The sequence below is a fragment of the Trujillonella endophytica genome, from assembly GCF_900110555.1.
In the GTDB taxonomy this organism is placed as follows: Bacteria; Actinomycetota; Actinomycetes; order Mycobacteriales; family Geodermatophilaceae; genus Trujillonella; species Trujillonella endophytica.
On the sequence record NZ_FOEE01000009.1, the window covers coordinates 152702 to 171526 of the forward strand.

An 18825-nucleotide genomic window follows, 5' to 3' on the forward strand; every position below is an offset into this window, starting at 1 on the left:
GATGACCACTCCCACCAGCAACGACCCGGACGTCATCCGGCGGCAGATCGAGGAGACGCGGCGCGAGCTCAGCTACGACGTCGACGCCCTCAACGAGAAGGTCAACCCCGCGCGGGTCATGGACCGGCGCGTCAGCGCGGCCAAGGGCCGCATCACGCAGGCCAAGGAGAAGGTGATGGGCACAGCGCACGACTCGACGTCGACCGCCCAGTACCACGCCCAGAGCGCCGTGGGCTCGGTGCAGGGCGCCGCCTCCAGCGCCGCGGACTCGGTGCAGGGCGCAGCGTCCAGCGCTGCGCACGCCGTGCAGCAGGCTCCCGACACCATCGCGCGGCAGACCCAGGGCAACCCCCTGGCGGCCGGGCTGATCGCGTTCGGCGTCGGCTGGCTGGTGTCGAGCCTGATGCCCGCCACGCAGCGGGAGCAGGAGCTCGCGCAGCAGGCCGAGACCGCGTTCCGCGACAACAAGGACGCGCTGCTGGCCCCGGCCAAGCAGGTCGCGCAGGAGATCGGCGAGGAGCTCAAGCCGGTCGCCCAGCACGCCGTCGAGGAGGTCCGGGCCACCGCGACCGACGCCGCGCAGACGGTCAAGCAGGAGGGCCAGTCGGCCGCTCAGGACGTCCAGGGTCAGGCCCAGGCGTCCAAGCAGACGGTGCAGAGCCAGTCCACCAGCTGAGCAGGAACCGCACAGCGCGCCCCGCCGGGTCTCCCGGCGGGGCGCGCGCGCGTCCGGGGCCGCGTCACCTGGACGGGTGAGGGCCCGGACTCCGGGCTGCAGCACGCGCCCCGGGGCGCCGACGTCGGGAGGAGAGACCTCCGACCGACGGGAGCACCACCGTGGAGCGAGCGGCACCGCGCGTCCTCGTCGCCGACGACGAGGACGACATCCGCGGCCTCGTGCGCCTGGCCGTGCGGCGCGCCGGGTGCACCGTGGTCGCCGAGGTGGCCGACGGTCTCGCGGCCCTGGACGCCGCCCGGACCGCCGTGCCCGATCTGGCGGTGCTCGACGTGTCGATGCCCGGCGCCACCGGCCTGGAGGTCTGCGCCGCGCTGCGGGCGGACGCTGACCTGTCGGGCATCCGGGTGCTGCTGCTGTCGGCCGGCGCGTCCGCCGACGACGTCGCCCGCGGGCTGGCCGCCGGTGCCGACAGCTACCTCGCCAAGCCCTTCTCGGTGGCCGGCCTCGTGACTCGGGTCCGCGAGCTCGCCGCCGGGGGCACCGCATGACCGCCGTCGACGCGTTCCCGCCGACCACCGACGCCCTGCCCCTCGACGACGCCGGGCTGCTGCGCGCGGAGGTGGCCCGGCTGACCGGCGAGCGCGACGCGCTGCGCGCGCAGATGGAGCGCCGGGACGTCGAGCTCGAGACCGCCACCCGCATGCTTGCCGCCCGCGCGCAGACGATGACCAGCGTCATTGACGCCGTCACCGAGCAGTCGATCATCGGCACCGACGTCGACGGCGTCGTCCGCGTCTGGAACCCCGGCGCCGAGAAGCTGCTGGGCCGGCCGCGCGCCGACGTCGTCCGGAAGCAGCGGATCACCGACTTCCACCTCGCCGAGGAGCTGGCCGCGGCCGGCGGCGGGCTGTCCGCGCTGGTGCAGGTGGCCCTGGCCGAGGGCCGTGACGTCCGGGACTGGACGTACGTGACGGCCACCGGCGAGGAGCGCACGGTGTCGGTCGCGGTCACCCCGCGCAGCGACGACTCCGGGGAGCACGCCGGCTGGAACTTCGTCGGCACCGACATGACCGAGGCCCGCGCCGCCGAGCGGCTCAAGGACCAGTTCGTCAGCCTGATCAGCCACGAGCTGCGGACGCCGCTGAGCGCGATCCTCGGCTACCTGGAGCTCGTCCTCGACGACCCCGACCAGCCCCTCACCGACGAGCAGCGGTCCTACCTGTCGATCGTGGAGCGCAACGCCCAGCGGCTGCTCCGGCTGGTCGGCGACCTGCTGTTCACCGCGCAGGTCGAGGCCGGCCGGTTCACCCTCCAGCCCGAGGACGTCGACCTCTCCGCCGTCCTCCGGGGCGCCGAGGAGACCGCCCGCGTGGCCGCGACCGCCGGGGGCGTGCGGGTGGACCTGGAGCTGCCCGCCGAGGCTCTGGTGGTCCGCGGGGACGCCGTCCGGCTCGGGCAGGCCTGCGACAACCTCGTCTCCAACGCCGTGAAGTTCACCCCGGCCGGCGGGCGGGTCACCCTGACCCTGCGGGCCGGCTGGCAGCACGCCGACGGCCGGTTCGGCGACCGGGAGCTGCCCGGGACGGCGCCCGTCGTCCGCATCGCGGTCCGCGACACCGGCTACGGCATCCCCGCCGCCGAGCTCGACCAGCTGTTCACCCGCTTCTTCCGTGCCTCCACCGCGCGGCGCAATGCCGTCAAGGGCGTGGGTCTCGGTCTGTCGATCACCAAGGCGATCACCACGGCGCACGGGGGCACACTCGACGTCGCCAGCGTCGAGGGCCGGGGCACCACCTTCACGCTGACGCTCCCCCGCTGACCCCGCGCAACTCCGCGCTTCTGCCCCGGCGCAATTCCGCGCTTCCGCGCCGGGGCAATTCCGCGCTTCCGCACCAGGGCAATTCCGCGCTTCCGCACCGGGGCAATTCCGCGCTTCCGCGCCGGGGCAATTCCGCGCTTCCGCGCCGGGGCAATTCCGCGCTTCCGCGCCGGGCACTGTCCCGCCGGGGGTACGGGCGGCAATTGCGGAAGCCTTGCGGATCGCGGGCGGGTGGGCTGCGGTTGCCGGCCCAGAGTCGTTCCTGCCAGCCGGGACACCCCGCCCCCGGCCCAGCCCGCAGGAGACCGACATGACCACCACCGCCGCCACCACCCGCAAGATCGTCGGCTCCCTCGGCGTCCTCGGCGCAGCCGCCGCCGTCGCCGGCCTCGGCACCTTCGGCACGTTCACCGACTCCACCACCCCGGTCACCGCCAACGTCGCCTCCGGCACCGTCGACATCGACCTGACCAGCCCGGCGAACGCCATCACCGTCCCCGCCACGGGCCTGGTCCCCGGCGACTCCGCCTCCCGCGCCCTCACCCTGCGCAACCTCGGCACCGCGGACCTCTCCTCGGTCTCGCTCGCCGTCACCGCACCCACCAGCAGCGTCCTGGACACCAACACCGCGCTCGGCCTGCAGCTCTCCATCGACGCCTGCACCGTGCCCTGGACCCAGGCCGGCACCGCGACCGCCCCCACCTACACCTGCACCGGCGGCATCACCCGCTCCGTGCTCCCCGCCACCCCGGTCAAGGGCACCCACACGCTGAACAACCTGACCGGTCTCACCGCGGGCAACACCGACCACCTCGTCTTCACGGTCACCCTGCCCGCCGGCGCCGACAACACGTTCCAGAACAAGACCACCGTCCTGAACCTCGTCTTCACCGGCGTCCAGCGCAACGCCACCACCCGCTGACCGCCACCCCGGCCATCACCGACCACCGACCACGACGACGGAGGGACCCGATGACCCGCACCGCCTTCCCGGCGCACCGGCTCGCCGTCCCGGGGCTCGTGCTCGCCCTGGTCGTCACCGGCACCCTGCCGGTCTGGGCAGCTGCCGCCTCCGCCCGACCGGAGCCGACCCGCGTCTGCGCCGTCGACGCCTCCGCCCCCGCCGACCACGCGGAGCCGGGCCGATGCTGACCGCACTGGTCGTCGGGCCCGACGCCACCGACCGCGCTCGCACCGCCGCCCTGGTGTCGGCCGCCGGGTGGCAGGTCCGGGAGGCCACCGGCGTCCGCGAGGCCCTGGCCGTGGCCCGCTCCGCGGAGCTGGACCTGGTGGTGACCGACCTCGGCATGCCCGACGGCGACGGGCCCGCGCTGCTGCGCCGGCTGCGCCTGAGCGGCTGCCGCGCGCACCTGGTGGGCACCGCGACCGAGCCCACCGCCGAGGTCCGCGAGGCCGGGAGCGCGGCGGGGGCGTTCGCCGTCCTCCCCGCCCCGGTCGACGCCGGCGTGCTGCTGCGCTTCCTGCTGGGCCGGGGCACGGCCGCGGCGGACGGCGGACCCGCCGACGACACGACCGAGGACATCGTGGACGGCGACCTCGACGGCCGGCTGCAGGAGCTCTACGTCAGCGCCCTCCCGGGTCGCCTGTCCGCCATCGACGCCGGGGCCCGCGCCGGGGACGCCCCCGCGCTCGCTTTCGCCTCCACCACCCTCGCCGGCACCAGCGCGCAGCTGGGACACCCCGAGGTGGCGCAGCTGTGCCGGGCCATCGCCGCGGACGCGCGCCGCGGTGTCCTCGCGCACGAGCTGGTCGACCGGCTGCTGGACCTCGCGACCGCCTGAGCCGCGCACCGCCGTCTCCCCGGGCCCCGGCCGGCACGTTGCGGAGACCTTGCGGCGGCCGGGCGGGTGGGCTGCGGTTGCCGGACCAGTGTGGTTCCTGCCGGCGAGGAACCGGCGCCGCGCGCCACCGCCGACCACGAGATCCTCCGGAGACACCATGACCGCCGTCCTCCCCGCCCGCGCACCGGGCGCCGTCCGCGAGCCGGCCCCGGTCGCGGAGGCCACGGGCACCGCTCGCCCCGCCCCGATCCGCGCCGCGGCCCGCCTCGCCGGCCGCTGGACGCTGCGCGCGCTCGTCGCCGCTGCGGTGCTGGCCTTCCTCGGCCTGGCCGTCGGCCCGCACGTCCTCGGCTACCGCACCATGACGATGCTGACCGGGAGCATGGCGCCCGCGATCGCCCCGGGCGACGTCATCGTGTCCACGCCTGTGGACGTGGACGACGTCGCGGTCGGGATGATCATCACCTACCGCATCCCGGTCGACGACCACCGCGTCGTCACCCACCGCGTGGTCGAGGTGGAGCGGACCGCCGCCGACGGCACCCTGTCGGTCCGCACCCAGGGCGACGCCAACGCCGCTGCGGACCCCTGGACCGCTGTCCTCTCCGGCGACACGGCCTGGCAGGTGCAGGCCGTCGTCCCGAAGCTCGGGACCGTGATCACGGCCCTGCGCGACCCCGCCGTCTCCACGGCCCTCGTCTACGGCGCGCCGGCCCTGCTCGCCGCCTGGATGCTGCTGACCATCTGGCGGCCGGCCCGCGACGAGCAGCCCGCCGAGGCCCCCGCGCCTGACGCCTGACGCCCCCTTGTGCATCCCTTGCGGCAACCGCGCGGGGACCCCGCGCTCGGCGGACCAGAGTTCGACCTGTTCCCGGCAGCCCCCGCCGGTGACCACCCGCACCCGAGAGGAGTCCGAGCCATGATCCGCACTCGACGCAGCGCGCTCCTGCTCGTCCTCGCCGTCGCCGTCCTGCTCGGGGCCGCCCTGCCCGCGCACGCCCGGTTCTCCGACACCGGCGCCGTCACCACGGCCCCGATGCGCACGGTCGACGTGCTGCCGCCGACCAACCTCAGCACCGCGGGCACCAAGTGCGTCCCGGTCCACAACTCCGCCGGCCAGCAGACGGGCACCCGCCTGGAGGCCAAGCTGAGCTGGACCGCCAGCCCCACGCCGGGCGTCGTCCGCTACGTGGTGAGCGCGCACGTCAACGGCACTCTCTACCCGTACCCGGTGGCCGTCATCGACGCGCCGAACACGGTCGCCCGCGACGACTACGACGCCTCGGTGCTCGCCAACGACGTGAAGGTCAGCATCACCGCGGTGACCGGCTACGGCTGGACCGAGCAGTCGGTGCTGTCGGGCAGCATCCGCTGCTGATCGACTACGCGACGAGCCGGTAGCCCACGCCGCGCACGGTCTTGATCTCGGGCGAGCTGAGCCCGGCGGCCTGCAGCTTGCGGCGCAGGTTGGACATGTGCGCCTCGACCAGGCGGACGCTGCCCTCCCAGTCGGTCTGCCACACCTCGCGCAGCAGCGTCTCGCGCTGCAGCACCCGGCCCGGCCGCGAGGCCAGGGCCGCGAGCAGGTCGAACTCGGTGCGGGTCAGGTCGACGACGGCGCCGTCGACCCGGACCTCGCGGCTGTCCTCGTCGACCTCGAGCTCGGCCAGCCGGCGGACGGAGTCCTCGACGGGCGCGGCGTCGGAAGGGACCGCCACGCGGGGACGGCGCAGCATGACCTGCACGCGCGCCACGAGCTCGCGCGGCGAGAACGGCTTGGCCATGTACCCGTCGGCCCCGACCGCGAGACCGATCAGGAGGTCGACCTCCTCGGCGCGGGCGGTGAGCATCAGCACGTAGCACTCGGACTCGGCGCGGATCTGCCGGCACACCTCGGTGCCGTCGGCGTCCGGGAGCCCGAGGTCCAGGACGACGACGTCCGGAGCGGACCGCCGCACCTCCTCGAGCGCCTCGGCGCCGGTGCCCACCGCACGCACGTCCATCCCGGCGCGGGTGAGCACGGTGCAGACCAGCTCACGGATCTCGTCGGTGTCCTCGACGACCAGCACGGACTGCTCGGCCACGACCTGTTCCTCCCGTCCGTTCGGACGTCCTGCGGTGGCGCAGGAGGCGTCACCTGACCGGGTGATCGGCCCGGCCGGGACGGCGCTTGACCCGGGGCGCCTCCGATCACCCCGTGCGGGTGACCTCGGCCGCCGCCCGCAGCTCGACGGCCGCCGAGGGAAACGGGGCCGTCGCGCCGCGGTGCAGCCCGACCGCCCGCAGCCCCCGCGCGGAGGCGAGCCGGTCCACGGCGGCGGCGATGTCGTCCGCGGCACCCGGGCGCATCACCGAGAAGCCGACCAGCACCCGCCCGCCGGGCGCCAGGACGCGGGCGACGGCGTCCCACTCCGGCGCCGGAGGCGTCCAGAAGGCCCGCACGTCGAAGGAGACCACCACGTCGACGGGCCGGAACCCGAGATCTGCCTCGAGCAGCCCCGCCGCCTGCACCGCGACCGCGCCGGCGTCGACCCGCGCGCGGTTCCGCCGGACGGCCGCGGCCGCCATGCTCGGGGACCGGTCGACGGCGAGGACCTCGCCCCCCGCAGCGGCGAGGAGATCCACCAGCACCCCGTGGCCGCAGCCGACCTCGAGCACGCGCTCCCCCGGCGCCGCGGCGACCACGCCGGCCATCCAGGTCAGCCGCGCCGAGGCCGTGGGGCCGGGCCGGGCGGCGCGCGAGGGTGCCACGCCGGCACCGTAGCCGTGGCACAGGTCACCCCGACGAGCGGGAAGGCCGGCCTCGGCTCAAGGAGGACCCCCCGTCCGTCGATCCCTTCATTGCCCGACGAGGGCGCCGCCGGGGTCCGATGCCCCGTTTTCCGAGAGGACCGTCATGATCGGCCTCACGTGCCGCACGGGTGAGACGTGCCGGATCGACCCCACCGCCATCCAGCGGGTCGAGTCCACGCCCGACACCGTGGTCTTCCTCGTCGACGGCTCCCACGTCGCGGTGACCGAGTCCGTCGCACAGGTCGCCCTCCGCGTCCGCGACGCCCGGGCCGGCGACATCGTGGCCTGCTACGAGCTCGACCGCGGCGGCGTCGTCGCCCCCCGGGCCCTGCAGGACATGCTGTCCGAGATCGCCGAGAGCCGCAGCTGCCCGGTGGCCGGCCAGCGCTACTGACCGCTCCCACCCGGTTTGACACGTGACATCGACCGGTGTCACATGAGGTCGTGGACCTGACCCCCGACGCCGTCCTCGCGACGGACGGGCTGAGCCTGATCGCGACGGCGGGGTTCTTCGTGCCGGCGGCCGTCCTGGTCGCCGTCGTGATCGGCGCGGTGGTGCGCGACCGGCGGCTCACGGCCCGGGAGAACGCGCGCCTGGACGGATCGCACGAGGCCATCGACCCCGACTGAGCGGACTCAGCCCTCGGCGGTCCCCGGCAGCACCTCGGTCAGCGCCGCCTGCACGCGGGCGGCCATCTCGGTGCGGAAGCTCGCCAGCAGCGCCTGCGCGGCCGCCGGCTGTAGCCGGAGCACCACCTCCCGGACGGCGTCCAGCTGCTCCCCCGGGCTGCCCGCCTGCTGGGCCGGCCCCTCGAGCAGCGAGCGCCAGCCGGTCTCGAGGAACATCGAGACGTAGACGTCGGCGATGGCCCGCACGTGCTCGACCACCCGGGCCTGCGCCGCGATCAACGCGGTCGGCGGCACCCCGAGCTCCACGACCTGCAGCCCCGCGGTCAGCAGCGAGGGGTCCAGGACCCGCAGCCGGCCGTCGTCCAGCCGCTCGACGAGCCCGAGCGCCACGAGCTCGTCGATCAGTGCGGCGTCCGGGGCGACCCCCGCGCGGGCGGCGAGCTCCTCGGTGGTCGTCGTCTCGGGCTCGGGGGGCAGCCACGGCGCCAGCAGCGCCCGGTGCAGCGCCAGGGTGGCCGAGCTCGCCGATTCGGGGGCGTGCGCGAGCGTGCGCTCGATCATGGTGAGCGGGTAGCCCTCGGCGAGCATCTCCCGCACCAGCAGCAGCCGCGCCACGTGCTGGCGGCCGTAGTAGCCGGTGCGCCCCACCAGCCGCGGCGGCGGCAGCAGGCCGCGGGCCGCGTACGCGCGGACGTTGCGGACCGTCATCCCCACCCGCGCGGCGAGTTGGTCGACCGTGAGGTCCCGGTCCGACTCCTCCTCGGGCACGCCCGGCGCACTGACCGACAGCGCTCTCACCTCCCTCGCCTCGGGTCCACCGTAGCGCCGCACTCCATGTATCACTTGCCGATGTCACATGACCGGTGTTCCATTCTGGTCGTGTCGACGACGACGTCCAGCGTCCTGGCCGCTGACAGCCGGCCGGCCGGAGGTGCCGCCCTCGGGGAGGTGGCCCTGGCCACCGGCATCGGAGCCCTCCTCACCGTCGTGCTGCTGGGGCTGGTGTACCTGCACCGCACCCGGCGGACGACGCTGCTCACCCGCGTCGGCGGCCGTCTCGGGCGCGCCACCGGCGTTCCGGACTGGGTCGCGCTGCCCACGGTGCTCACGACGATCTCCCTGCTCGTCGCCCTGCTGGGCATGCTCTGGGACATCTCGCTGCACATCGGCGTGGGCCGCGACGAGGGGCCGCTGGCCAACCCGGCGCACTACCTGATCCTGTTCGGCCTCTTCGGCGTCTTCGCCGGCGGCGTGCTGGCCTGCGCGATGCCGTTGGACGGCCCGCCCGGGCCCGCGGCCGTGCACTTCATCCGGGGCTGGGACGTGCCGGTCGGCGGCGTGCTGATCGGCGCCGCCGGCTTCTACGCCCTGCTCGGCTTCCCTCTGGACGACGTCTGGCACCGCCTGTTCGGCCAGGACGTCACGCTGTGGGGCCCGACCCACCTGATGCTCATCACCGGCGCCGGCCTGTCGATCGTCGGCCTGCTGGTCCTGGAGATGGAGGGCCACGGCGGCGCGTCCTCCGACGACGGGGACCGCAAGGTCGGCCGGATCGGCCGCTTCGTCCGGCAGGGCTCGGCCATGGGCGGCCTGCTGCTGGGCCTGTCGGTGTTCCAGGGCGAGTACGACTTCGACGTCCCGCAGTTCCGGCTGGTGCTCGAGCCGTTCATGATCGCCGGCGCCGCCGGGCTGGCGCTGGTCGCCGCACGCCTCTGGATGGGCCGGGGCGGAGCGCTCATGGCGGCGGCGTTCTTCCTCGTCGTCCGCGGCCTCATCGCGCTCGTGGTGGGCATCGGCTTCGACGAGATCACCCCGACGTTCCCGCTGTACCTGGGCTCCGCCGTCGCCGTGGAGCTGCTCGCCCTGGGCCTCACCCCGGCGCGGCGCCCGCTGCTGTTCGGCGCCGTCGCCGGCGTACTGGTCGGCACCGTCGGCACCGCCACCGAGTGGGGCTGGACGCACCTGGTCCAGACGCTGTCGTGGAACTCCGACGTGCTGGTCGAGGGCACGGTCATGGCGGTCGTCGCCGGCGTCGCCGGCGGCCTGCTCGGCACGCTGCTCGCCCTGGGCCTGCGCCGCCGCCTGCCCCGCGCCGCCGTCGCCCGCACCGTGCTGGTGGCCTGCCTCCTCGCGCTGGCCGCCGGGGTCACCAACGGGTTGGTCGCGACCGTGCCCGAGGACGTCGAGGCGACGTTCACCGTCACCGACGTGACCACCGACCCGCGGACGGCCGACATCACCGTGCGGCTGAGCCCGGCCGGTGCCGTCGACGACCCGGCGTGGGTGCAGATCACCGCCTGGCAGGGCGACGGGCTGGTGGTCGACGACCTGGAGCGGATCGGGCCGGGCGAGTACCGGACGACCGAGCCGGTGCCGCTGCACGGCAGCTGGAAGACCCTGCTGCGGGTGCACGACGGCCGCCGGCTCTACGCCGTCCCGATCTACCTGCCCGCCGACGAGGCCATCCCGGCCGACGGGATCCCCGCCGAGGATGGCGTGACCCGCGGCGCGATCCCCGAGATCGACGTCCTCCAGCGGGAGCTGAAGGAGTCCGGCGGGGGGCTGTGGGCGCCGGCCAACCTCGTGGTGCTGGCCTGCACCCTCGCGCTCATCGCCGGCATCTCCTGGGGCGTGGGCCGCTACTCCCGCCGCGGGAGCGCCGGCGAGCGGTTCCCCGACGCCCCGGTCGCGGGTCCGGTGCCCAGCGACGCGGGCGCCCGGTGACCGGCCGGGCCCGGCTCCTGCGGCTGCCGGCGGTCCTGGGGATGGCCGCCGTGCTCGCCGCCGGCTGCGCCGGGACCGACCCGGACGACGGCGGATCGGCCGCCGGCGGCTCGACGGCGCCCTCCGCCGCCGCGGCGGCTGCGCCGGCCGAGCACGCGGGGCACGAGGACCCGGAGCGGGCCGCAGGCCGCGCGCTCGCCGTGGACGTCAGCGGTGGCCGGGTCACCGGCGACACCGGCCGCGTCCCGGTGGAGCTCGGCGAGCGGGTGACCCTGACGGTGACCGTCGACGCCGCCGACGAGCTCCACCTGCACGGCTACGACCTCACCGCGGAGCTGGTCCCGGGCGAGCCGGCGGTGGTCACCTTCCCCGCCGACATCCCCGGGGTGTTCGAGGCCGAGCTGCACGACGCCGGAACGGTGCTGCTGAGCCTGCAGGTCGGCTGACCGGTCGGTGGACCCCTCGATCGTCGACGGCCCCGCCGCCGACCTCCTGGCCCACGGCGTCGGCTCCCGCACCGACCTGCCGCTGCCCCTGGGGCTGGCGCTCTACGGCGCGGGCGCCGCGATCCTGGTCGGCTTCGTCGTCCTCCTGCTGTTCTGGCGCACCCCGAAACTCGGGGACGGCCGCTCCGGGCGCCCGCTGCCGGAGCGGCTGCAGCGCGCCGCCGACTCCGCCGCCGTCCGGCGGGGGCTGCAGGCGGTCGCCCTCGCGATCGCCGTCCTGGTCGTCGTCGCGGCGCTGGCCGGGCCGGAGGAGACCTCCCGCAACCTGGCCCCGTGGGCGCTGTACGTGACCTTCTGGGTGGGGCTGGTGCCGGCGAGCCTGCTGCTCGGGCCGGTGTGGCGGGTGCTCAATCCGCTGCGGCTGGTCGCCCGGCTGCTGCGCCCGCTGGCCGGCGCGCCCCGGGGCGCCGGCCGGCTCCCCGCGCTCGGCCTCTGGCCGGCGGCCGTCGCGCTGCTGGCCTTCGTGTGGCTGGAGCTCGTGCCGGCCGGGCGCACGGATCCCGACGTCGTCGCCGGCTGGCTGATCGGGTACGCGGCCGTGCAGGTGGGGGCGGCGCTGTGGTTCGGCGAGGAATGGTTCGCCGCCGGCGACGGCTTCGAGGTCTACTCCACCCTGCTCGGCCGCCTGTCGGCGCTCGGCCGCCGGGACGACGGGCGGCTGGTGCTGCGGTCGCCGCTGGCCAACGCGCTGACGACGCCGGCCCTCCCCGGCCTCGCCGCAGTCGTGCTGGTGCTGCTCGGGTCGACGGCGTTCGACGGGCTGACCCGGACCGCGTGGTGGCAGAGCGGGCCGGGGGCGGCGGACGACGTCGGATCGGGGACCTTCGGCCTGGCCGCCTCGATCGCCCTCGTCGGGCTGCTCTACCTGGCCGGCACGCGGCTGTCCGGCCGGCTCGGCGGGCTGCCCCTGGGCTCCCAGCCGCGCCGATTCGCCGCCACCGTGGTGCCCATCGCGCTCGGCTACACGGTGGCGCACTACTTCAGCCTGCTCGCCCTCGACGGGCAGACGACGTGGATCCTGGCCAGCAACCCGTTCGGGCTGGCCGGGGTCGACCTGTTCGGCACGTACGGCAACGCCGTCGACCTGCGCGCCGTCCCGCCCGACCTCATCGCCTACGTGCAGGTGGGCGCGGTGGTCACCGGGCACGTGGTCGGGGTGCTGCTGGCCCACGAGCGGGCGCTGCGACTGGCCCCGCGGGCCCCGGCCTCGGACCAACTGCCGCTCGTGGTCGTGATGGTGCTGTTCACCGTCGGCGGGTTGGGCCTGCTGTTCGGCTTCTGACCGGGTGCCTCTCCCGCTGTACCCCGGGCGCCCGTTCCGGACGGCGGAACGGGCCGCGGGGGTCCAGCGCTCAGATCCCGGTGCCGAGCTCTGCCTCGAGCGCCCGGCGGCGGGTGAGATCCTCGGCGCGCTGCCGGGCCAGGTCGACGAGGTCGGCCGACAGCCGGGCGGTCTCCTCCGCGGCCTCCTCGCGCAGCGCGGCAAGAAGGGCCTCGACGGCGTCCACGGCGCGGGACGCCCAGGCGCGCACCGTGCCGGCGTCGACGTCGGGAGCGAAGTTCTCCGGCAGCCGCAGCACCGGACCGTGCCCGGCCCACCGGTGCCAGTCACCCACCGGCGGCTCGACCGCGGGCGGGCGGCCCGGCCGGCTGGCGAAGAACCGGCCGTCGCCGTCGAAGGGAACGTGCACGGTGACCGTCAGCCGGGCGGCGGTGCCGGTGCCGAACGTCGCCTCCGCCCGGCGCAGCCGAGGCAGGTCCGGCCGGGTGGCCCGCAGCAGGTCGTCGACGCAGCGGATCGGGTCTGCGAGCTCGGCGTCCAGCGACCACTGCAGGACCTGCGCGGTCAGCGCGGTCCGCCGGCGGGAGGTCTCGTCGGCGAACCGGCCCACGGTGAACAGGTGCGGCATGCCGCCATCCTCCCGGAGCGCCGGCCCTCCCCCGTCCCGCGAGGAGGGCCGGCCTCGCAGTCAGCCCAGGGCGATGCGGATGTTCTTCACCTGGGTGAACTCGTGCAGGCCCTCGATCCCGCCGAGCCGGCCGTACCCGCTCTGCTTGTAGCCGCCGTAGGGACCGCTGGGCTGGATGTCGCTGTAGGTGTTGACCCAGACCGAACCCGACTCGAGACGGCGGGCGACGCGGTGCGCACGCGCGAACTCCCTCGTGTGCGCGTAGGCGACCAGGCCGAAGTCCGAGTCGTTGGCGATGGCCACCGCCTCGTCCTCGGTGTCGAACGGCATCACCGACACGACCGGGCCGAACGTCTCCACCTGGGCGAGCGGGCTGGCGTTCGGTACGTCGGCGAAGACGGTCGGCTCGATGTAGTAGCCCCCCGCCAGCGCGCCGCCGAGCCGGTTCCCGCCGGTGAGCAGGCGGCCGGTGCCGCTGGCCACCGCCCCGCCGATGGCCCCGAGGATCCGGTCGGTCGCCGCCTGGCTGATCACCGGGCCCATCACGGTCGACGGGTCCAGCGGGTCGCCCACCGGCACGTGGGCGACCGCCTGCACGAGCCGCTCCAGGAACTCCTCGTAGATCGGCCGCTCGACGAGGATGCGGCTGCCGCACGCGCAGCTCTGGCCCGACTGGGTGATCGGCCCCATGAACGCGGCGATCATGACGGCGGCGTCGAGGTCGGCGTCGGCGAAGACGACGTTGGCGGACTTCCCGCCCAGTTCCAGCGACAGCGGCTTGAGGGTGTCCGCGGCGGCGATCGCGATCTGCCGGGCGATGGCACCGCTGCCGGTGAAGTGGATCTTGCCGATCCCGCGGTGGCGGACCAGGGCCTCGCCGGCGGCCGGCCCGCCCGGGACCACGTTCACCAGCCCCGGCGGCAGGCCCACCTCACGGCACAGCTCCCCGAAGCGGATCGGCGCCATCGGTGCGAGCTCCGGCGGCTTGATGACCACCGCGTTGCCGGCGGCCAGCGCGGGGGCCACCGCCATCCCGATGCCGACCAGGGGGCCGTTCCACGGCACGATCACGCCCACGACGCCGTAGGGCTCGCGGTCGATCATGTTGACGTCGGCGTTGTGGGTGGTGGGAGCGGTCTGGCCGGTGGCCTTGTCGATCCAGCCGGCGTAGTACTCGAGGAACGAGGCCAGGAGCCCCGCCGTCCCCGACGCCATCGAGACGGGCACGCCGTAGTCGTGGACGTTGAGCTCGCCCAGCTCGTCGGCCGCGGCCCGGACCGCGGTGGCGAGGGCGAGCAGCAGGTCGCGGCGCTGCCCGACGGGCATCGCCGCCCACTCCCGCTGCGCGGCGGCGGCGCTGCGCACCGCGCGGTCGACCTCCTCCTCGCCGGCCATGGGAATGACGGCGTTGACCTTCCCGGTGCCGGGGAAGACGTGGTCGAAGGTGCCGCCCGAGGCATCGGTGATCGAGTCCTCGCCGATCAGGATCGACGTCGGGAAGCGGACGGGCGTGGTCGCGGTCATCGCCGGTCAGCCGATCCGGTTCACGAAGCCGGCGTCCACGGGGAGGTTCGTGCCCGTGATGTACCGACCCTCGTCGGAGCACAGGAAGGCGACGGCGTTGCTGATGTCGGACGGTTCGAGCATGTCCACGGGCAGCGCGTTGCGCATGTGCACGCCCTTGTCGACCTGCGTGGCGAGGAAGCCCTGCATGGCCTCGTTGGTCGCCATCAGGGTGTTCACGGCCGTCGGGTGGACGACGTTGACCCGGATGCTGTGCGGCGCGAGGTCGTTGGCCAGGCCCCGCATGATCCCGACGACGCCGTGCTTGGCCACCCCGTAGGCCCCGCCGCCCATGCCGCGCAGCCCGGCCGTGGAGCCGGTGAGCACGATGGCGCCGCCCCGGCCCCCGGCGACCAGGTGCGGGATCGCCACCTGGGTGGTGTTCCAGACCCCGGTGAGGTTGACGGCGATCCCGTCGTCCCAGGCCTGCTGGTCCTCCTCCGGCGTGGTCAGCCGGAACAGGCCGGGGCTGATGCCGGCGTTGGCGACGACGGAGTCCAGGCGGCCGAGCTCGGCGACGCCCTCGTCGACGGCGGCCTGCAGGGCCGACCGGTCCCGGACGTCGGCCACGCGGGCCACGATCCGCCGATCGAGTCCCTCGACGAGCGCGACCGTCTCCGCGAGGTCCTCGCGCGTGGACATCGGGTAGGCCACGGAGGCGAAGTCGGTGCAGGCGTCGACGCCGATGATGTCGGCGCCCTCCGCGGCCAGGCGCAGCGCGTGGCTGCGCCCCTGCCCGCGGCCGATGCCGGTGATGAAGGCGACGGTGCCCTCGAGACGTGCCATGGGGTCCTCCAGGGGTTGTGGGTGGGTGGGCGCGGTCAGCGGTCGGCGAGCATCTGGCCGAGCAGGTCGTCCTCGACGGCCCGGGCGAGCACGGCGCCCCTGTCGGCACCGGCGTAGGCGGTGAACTGCCGGACGACCTCGTCCATCTCCGGACGCGTCAGGTCACCGGAGTGCAGGGCCGAGCCGACGTGGCTGAGGATCGGCATCGGGGCCTCGCCGACACCGACGCACGGCACCGTGATGAAGCGCCGGTCGCGGCGGGTCAGGCCGGGGCGCATCCAGAGGTGCCCGAAGACGAAGTTGAGGATCCCGGCCTGCTGGTAGGGGGTGTTGCGGGCCGGCGCCGGGACGAGGTTGACGTCGCGGAACTCCTGCTCGCCGCGCTGGAGCCGGGCCTCCCAGTCGTTGTCGCCGAGGGTCTCGTTGGCCAGCATCGGCCACTCGGGGACCTCGTCACCGCGCTCGGTGTGGATCCGCGCCCACTGCTCCCGCAGGACCATCTCCATGCGCGAGGCCTTGGGCCAGCCGCAGTAGACGGCGAAGTGGAGGATGAACTCGAGCATCTCCTCCAGCGAGACGTCCCCGCTGTTGAGCGCCGCGTAGACGTGCTCGTCCATGGCCTGCTGGTCGGTGTCGAAGCCGACGCAGACGAGCGTGACCCAGCGCCGCTCGCGCCGGCCCAGCCCCGGCGCGGACCAGAGCGCGCCGAAGAGCTCCTCCCGACGGGCCGCCTCGTCCGGGCCGGCCGCGGGCGGTGGGTCGACCGTCATGACCTCGCGGTACACGTCGTCGGTGGTGGCGGTGGTCATGCGGGGCCTCCGGTCATGTGACGTGAGCAACTCCACTGCAATCTAAGTCACGTGTCTTCGGAATGTCCAGCCGTGTGGAAGAATCCCGGCATGTCCGCGGTGCCGATGTCGACGCAGGAGCAGCTCGTGCGGGTCGGGGAGCGGCTGTTCGCCCAGCACGGCCTCGACGGCGTCTCGCTCCGCCAGATCGGCGTCGCGGCCGGCAACGCCAACAACTCGGCGGTGCAGTACCACTTCGGGTCCAAGGACCAGCTCGTCCGGGCGATCTTCGAGTACCGGCTCCCCCGGCTGCACGCCCGGCGGGCGCTGCTCATCGAGCAGGCCCCACCCGGGGACCTACGGGCGTGGGTGGAGTGCCAGGCCCGGTCGGTGCTGGAGCAGGGCGAGCTCGACGACAGCCACTACGCCGGCTTCCTCACGGTGCTGCACCACTACGGCCGGTCCGACGTGTTCGAGCCCCTGCCCGAGCCGTTCGCCGGCAACTCGCGCGCCTACTTCGACCACCTGCGCTCGCTGCTGCCGCACCTGCCCGAGCCGCTGCGCGGCCACCGCGTCTCCCGGGCGATGAACCTCGTCGTCCACACGGCGGCGGACCGGGAGCGCAGGCGGGCGGCCGGCGCGCCGCTGCTCCCCTTCGCGATCGAGGTGGAGAGCGTGGTCGACGGCCTGGTCGGCTTCCTCGAGGCACCCGCCTCGGCCCGCAGCCTCGCCACGCTGGACGACGTCGCGCACGCCGAGCCGGCCTGGCCCCTCGGCGTCTGACCCCGGACTACTCGCGGACGACCCAGACCTCGGCCGGCCCGTCCGGCGTGTCCCGCAGCTGCACGGGCTGGAACCGCTCGTAGACGCCGTACCACTGCGGCCCCGAGTAGACGAGTACGGAGGAGGAGAGCTCCTCGGCAGCGACGTCGTCCACCTCACCGTGACGCGGTCCACCCCAGTGGAAGATCAACGGCATGCGGGAACCGTAGTCCCTCCGGCCGGACCGGCCGCAGCGCGTCCCCGGGGCGGGTCAGTCCTCGTCGTCGGGGGCGAAGCCGGCGAGGGCCTCCACGGCCGGGACGGTGTAGTAGGCCCCGGAGAGCGGCGTGGTCCAGTGGGTGAGGCCGTCGCGGATCCCGTCGGTCGCGCCGGCCATCCGCCGCAGCATCTCGTGCATCCGCCACCGGTCCTGCGCGAACCCGACGAACGCCGTGCCGTGGTCGGTGACCCCGCCGTAGGCGACGTTGCGGCGGAAGATCCTCAGCTCCTCGCCGTCCACCTCGATGTTCGTCCGCGCGATGTGGGCGCTGGGTGGCTTCTCGTCGTCGGGGAACTCGACGTCGTCGGCCTTGGTCCTCCCCATCGCCCGCTCCTGGCCGTGGACGCCGAGGGTCTCCCAGGCCCGAGTCTCGTGCCGCCAGATCTGGAACAGCAGCACCGACGATCCCGCACCCGGGCCCGCGGGCACCGCGACGACGCCCGGCGCCTCCAGGAGCGAGGGGTTCTCGGTGCCGTCGACGAAGCCGGTGAGATCGCGGGAGTGCTGGTACAGCCACCCGGTCGTCTCGCCCACGACGTCTGCGACGTCGCGCAGGGCGTCGATCACCGCCCGGGCGTTGTCGAAGACGGCGGAGCGGTTGCCCCCGGCGACCCAGACCCACGCGTCGTGCTGGGTGGCCGGCATCGCGAAGCCGCCGGGGCCGGGGATCGGCTCGTCGAAGCCCGCGGCGTCGGCCGGGCCCTCACCCGGCGCGACCTGCTCCCAGAGCTCGGGCCGGAAGCCGACCACGAGGTTGACCCCGCCGACGGTCGACAGCGGCTCGGTCAGGCCGGCCACCGCCCGCACGAGCTCCTCGGGCGCCACCCCGGGCACCAGGTCGAACTCCAGGTAGCAGTGCTCGGGCGTGCCGAGCGCGAAGATCCCGGTCTGCGGCGTCACGGGTGCACAGGGTGCCAGGTGCGAGGACATCCTCCGCTCCTTCCCGGCGGCGGATCGGGCGCGGAGGAGAGGACGGCGCGGTCGGCTACCGTGCGGAAGTGTCCGAACCGACCCTCCTGGACCTGTTGACCCTCGAGCAGACGGGTCCGGACCGGTTCCGGGCCGCGGCCGGTCCCACGGTCGAGATCCCGCACCTGTACGGCGGCCGGGTCGCCGCCCAGGCCCTGGTGGCGGCGGGTCGCACCGTGCCCACGGGCTGGCTGCCGCACTCCCTGCACGCGTACTTCCTGCGTGCGGGCCGCTCCGACGTGCCGACCGAGTTCCAGGTGATCAACGATCGCGACGGACGGTCCTACTCCGCCCGCCGGGTCGAGGCCCGCCAGGACGGCGAGCTCCTCTTCCAGATGCTGACCTCGCTGGGTTCCGACACCTCCAGCGGCCCCGACTGGCCACCTCCGGCCGCGCACGACCCGGCGGCGCCGACGGGTCTCGAGGTGTTCAACGCCCCGCACCTGCCGTCGATCGAGACCCGCGTCGCCGCCTTCCACGACCAGTGGGGCATGCCGACGCACCTGTGGCACCGGCTCACGATCCCGTTCCCCGACGACCCGTTGCTGCACCTGGCCGGCCTGACCTACGTCTCGGACTCCTACAACGGCTTCGGCAGCGGCCCGGGCCAGCCGGCCTCCGGCGTCGGAGCGAGCCTGGACCACGCCATGTGGTTCCGGCGACCGGTGCGGCTGGACCACTGGTTCTCCGTCGCCTTCGAGCCCACGTCGGTCGGCAGCGGCCGCGGCCTCTACCGGGGGACGATCCGGCAGGACGACACCGTCGTCGCCGACCTCGACCAGGAGATCGTCTACCGCCATCCCCGGATGTAGAC

24 protein-coding genes are annotated in these 18825 nt (G+C 74.7%); 15 read left to right on the forward strand and 9 right to left on the reverse strand.

Going from position 1 to position 18825, the window contains the following annotated elements; all coding sequences use genetic code 11:
- The first annotated feature begins 1 nt into the window (after position 1).
- From BMY88_RS15345 to BMY88_RS15380, 8 genes are all read left to right on the forward strand, one after another.
- Positions 2-676, forward strand: coding sequence for a DUF3618 domain-containing protein (locus tag BMY88_RS15345; RefSeq protein WP_091945180.1), 675 nt, complete (start codon positions 2-4; stop codon positions 674-676).
- A 161-nt stretch (positions 677-837) separates the two neighbouring features.
- Positions 838-1227, forward strand: a complete 390-nt coding sequence (locus BMY88_RS15350; protein WP_091945183.1) for a response regulator transcription factor — start codon at positions 838-840, stop codon at positions 1225-1227.
- Positions 1224-2498, forward strand: coding sequence for a sensor histidine kinase (locus tag BMY88_RS15355; RefSeq protein WP_091945185.1), 1275 nt, complete (start codon positions 1224-1226; stop codon positions 2496-2498). The genes BMY88_RS15350 and BMY88_RS15355 overlap by 4 nt, the downstream gene beginning before the upstream one ends.
- Before the next feature lie 310 nt (positions 2499-2808).
- Positions 2809-3420, forward strand: coding sequence for a TasA family protein (locus tag BMY88_RS15360; protein ID WP_091945188.1), 612 nt, complete (start codon positions 2809-2811; stop codon positions 3418-3420).
- A 50-nt stretch (positions 3421-3470) separates the two neighbouring features.
- Positions 3471-3650, forward strand: a complete 180-nt coding sequence (locus BMY88_RS15365) for a hypothetical protein (RefSeq protein ID WP_091945190.1) — start codon at positions 3471-3473, stop codon at positions 3648-3650.
- A complete protein-coding gene (locus tag BMY88_RS15370; RefSeq protein WP_091945193.1) occupies positions 3644-4300 on the forward strand; it encodes a response regulator in 657 nt (218 codons plus the stop codon). Before BMY88_RS15365 ends, BMY88_RS15370 begins: the two co-directional genes overlap by 7 nt.
- Positions 4301-4457: 157 nt before the next feature.
- Entirely contained in the window at positions 4458-5099 is a 642-nt protein-coding gene (locus BMY88_RS15375) for a signal peptidase I (RefSeq protein WP_091945194.1), read from the forward strand.
- A gap of 120 nt (positions 5100-5219) precedes the next feature.
- Positions 5220-5678 carry a hypothetical protein gene (locus BMY88_RS15380; RefSeq protein ID WP_091945197.1) on the forward strand — a complete coding sequence of 153 codons (459 nt, stop codon included), beginning with the start codon at positions 5220-5222 and terminating at the stop codon, positions 5676-5678.
- Positions 5679-5682: 4 nt separating this feature from the next.
- Here the strand turns inward: BMY88_RS15380 and BMY88_RS15385 are convergent, their stop codons facing one another.
- Both BMY88_RS15385 and BMY88_RS15390 read right to left on the reverse strand, forming a co-directional pair.
- Positions 5683-6384 carry a response regulator transcription factor gene (locus BMY88_RS15385; RefSeq protein ID WP_091945200.1) on the reverse strand — a complete coding sequence of 234 codons (702 nt, stop codon included), beginning with the start codon at positions 6382-6384 and terminating at the stop codon, positions 5683-5685.
- 106 nt (positions 6385-6490) lie between these two features.
- Positions 6491-7051 carry a class I SAM-dependent methyltransferase gene (locus BMY88_RS15390; RefSeq protein WP_139220492.1) on the reverse strand — a complete coding sequence of 187 codons (561 nt, stop codon included), beginning with the start codon at positions 7049-7051 and terminating at the stop codon, positions 6491-6493.
- A gap of 145 nt (positions 7052-7196) precedes the next feature.
- Here BMY88_RS15390 and BMY88_RS15395 point away from each other — a divergent pair, with 145 nt between their 5' ends.
- Both BMY88_RS15395 and BMY88_RS15400 read left to right on the forward strand, forming a co-directional pair.
- Complete coding sequence (locus BMY88_RS15395; RefSeq protein ID WP_091945203.1) at positions 7197-7487, forward strand: flagellar FlbD family protein; 291 nt, start codon at positions 7197-7199, stop codon at positions 7485-7487.
- A gap of 50 nt (positions 7488-7537) precedes the next feature.
- Complete coding sequence (locus BMY88_RS15400) at positions 7538-7723, forward strand: hypothetical protein (protein WP_091945206.1); 186 nt, start codon at positions 7538-7540, stop codon at positions 7721-7723.
- A 6-nt stretch (positions 7724-7729) separates the two neighbouring features.
- Here BMY88_RS15400 and BMY88_RS15405 read toward each other — a convergent pair whose 3' ends face one another.
- A complete protein-coding gene (locus BMY88_RS15405; protein ID WP_139220493.1) occupies positions 7730-8521 on the reverse strand; it encodes a MerR family transcriptional regulator in 792 nt (263 codons plus the stop codon).
- An 81-nt stretch (positions 8522-8602) separates the two neighbouring features.
- Here BMY88_RS15405 and BMY88_RS15410 point away from each other — a divergent pair, with 81 nt between their 5' ends.
- Genes BMY88_RS15410 through BMY88_RS15420 form a run of 3 tightly spaced genes read left to right on the forward strand, consistent with a single transcriptional unit; the run spans position 8603 to position 12235 of the window.
- On the forward strand, positions 8603-10447 hold the full coding sequence (locus BMY88_RS15410) for a hypothetical protein (protein WP_244524703.1): 1845 nt from the start codon (positions 8603-8605) through the stop codon (positions 10445-10447).
- Positions 10444-10893 (forward strand): cupredoxin domain-containing protein, encoded by a 450-nt coding sequence (locus BMY88_RS15415; RefSeq protein WP_244524704.1) that lies wholly within the window; start codon positions 10444-10446, stop codon positions 10891-10893. Before BMY88_RS15410 ends, BMY88_RS15415 begins: the two co-directional genes overlap by 4 nt.
- A 7-nt stretch (positions 10894-10900) precedes the next feature.
- On the forward strand, positions 10901-12235 hold the full coding sequence (locus BMY88_RS15420) for a hypothetical protein (protein ID WP_091945214.1): 1335 nt from the start codon (positions 10901-10903) through the stop codon (positions 12233-12235).
- A gap of 70 nt (positions 12236-12305) precedes the next feature.
- Here the strand turns inward: BMY88_RS15420 and BMY88_RS15425 are convergent, their stop codons facing one another.
- The 4 genes from BMY88_RS15425 to BMY88_RS15440 are packed head-to-tail and all read right to left on the reverse strand — an operon-like array spanning position 12306 to position 16021.
- The gene (locus BMY88_RS15425; protein ID WP_091945217.1) at positions 12306-12863 is read right to left on the reverse strand and encodes a hypothetical protein; all 558 of its coding nucleotides are present in this window, start codon (positions 12861-12863) and stop codon (positions 12306-12308) included.
- A gap of 60 nt (positions 12864-12923) precedes the next feature.
- Entirely contained in the window at positions 12924-14387 is a 1464-nt protein-coding gene (locus BMY88_RS15430) for an aldehyde dehydrogenase family protein (RefSeq protein WP_091945220.1), read from the reverse strand.
- Positions 14388-14393: 6 nt separating this feature from the next.
- Positions 14394-15212, reverse strand: a complete 819-nt coding sequence (locus BMY88_RS15435; protein ID WP_091945224.1) for a mycofactocin-coupled SDR family oxidoreductase — start codon at positions 15210-15212, stop codon at positions 14394-14396.
- A 35-nt stretch (positions 15213-15247) separates the two neighbouring features.
- Positions 15248-16021: a carboxymuconolactone decarboxylase family protein gene (locus BMY88_RS15440; protein WP_091945227.1), complete on the reverse strand. Its 774-nt coding sequence runs from the start codon at positions 16019-16021 to the stop codon at positions 15248-15250.
- A gap of 90 nt (positions 16022-16111) precedes the next feature.
- On the opposite strand from BMY88_RS15440, the gene BMY88_RS15445 reads away from it, so the two are divergent.
- Positions 16112-16783 carry a TetR/AcrR family transcriptional regulator gene (locus BMY88_RS15445; RefSeq protein ID WP_091945230.1) on the forward strand — a complete coding sequence of 224 codons (672 nt, stop codon included), beginning with the start codon at positions 16112-16114 and terminating at the stop codon, positions 16781-16783.
- A 7-nt stretch (positions 16784-16790) separates the two neighbouring features.
- Here the strand turns inward: BMY88_RS15445 and BMY88_RS23455 are convergent, their stop codons facing one another.
- Together BMY88_RS23455 and BMY88_RS15450 are read right to left on the reverse strand one after the other, a co-directional pair.
- On the reverse strand, positions 16791-16979 hold the full coding sequence (locus BMY88_RS23455; protein WP_139220494.1) for a hypothetical protein: 189 nt from the start codon (positions 16977-16979) through the stop codon (positions 16791-16793).
- Positions 16980-17033: 54 nt separating this feature from the next.
- Complete coding sequence (locus BMY88_RS15450) at positions 17034-17942, reverse strand: Dyp-type peroxidase (protein ID WP_211435676.1); 909 nt, start codon at positions 17940-17942, stop codon at positions 17034-17036.
- Between the two features lie 98 nt (positions 17943-18040).
- On the opposite strand from BMY88_RS15450, the gene BMY88_RS15455 reads away from it, so the two are divergent.
- Entirely contained in the window at positions 18041-18823 is a 783-nt protein-coding gene (locus tag BMY88_RS15455; RefSeq protein WP_091945236.1) for an acyl-CoA thioesterase, read from the forward strand.
- Positions 18824-18825 lie beyond the last annotated feature (2 nt).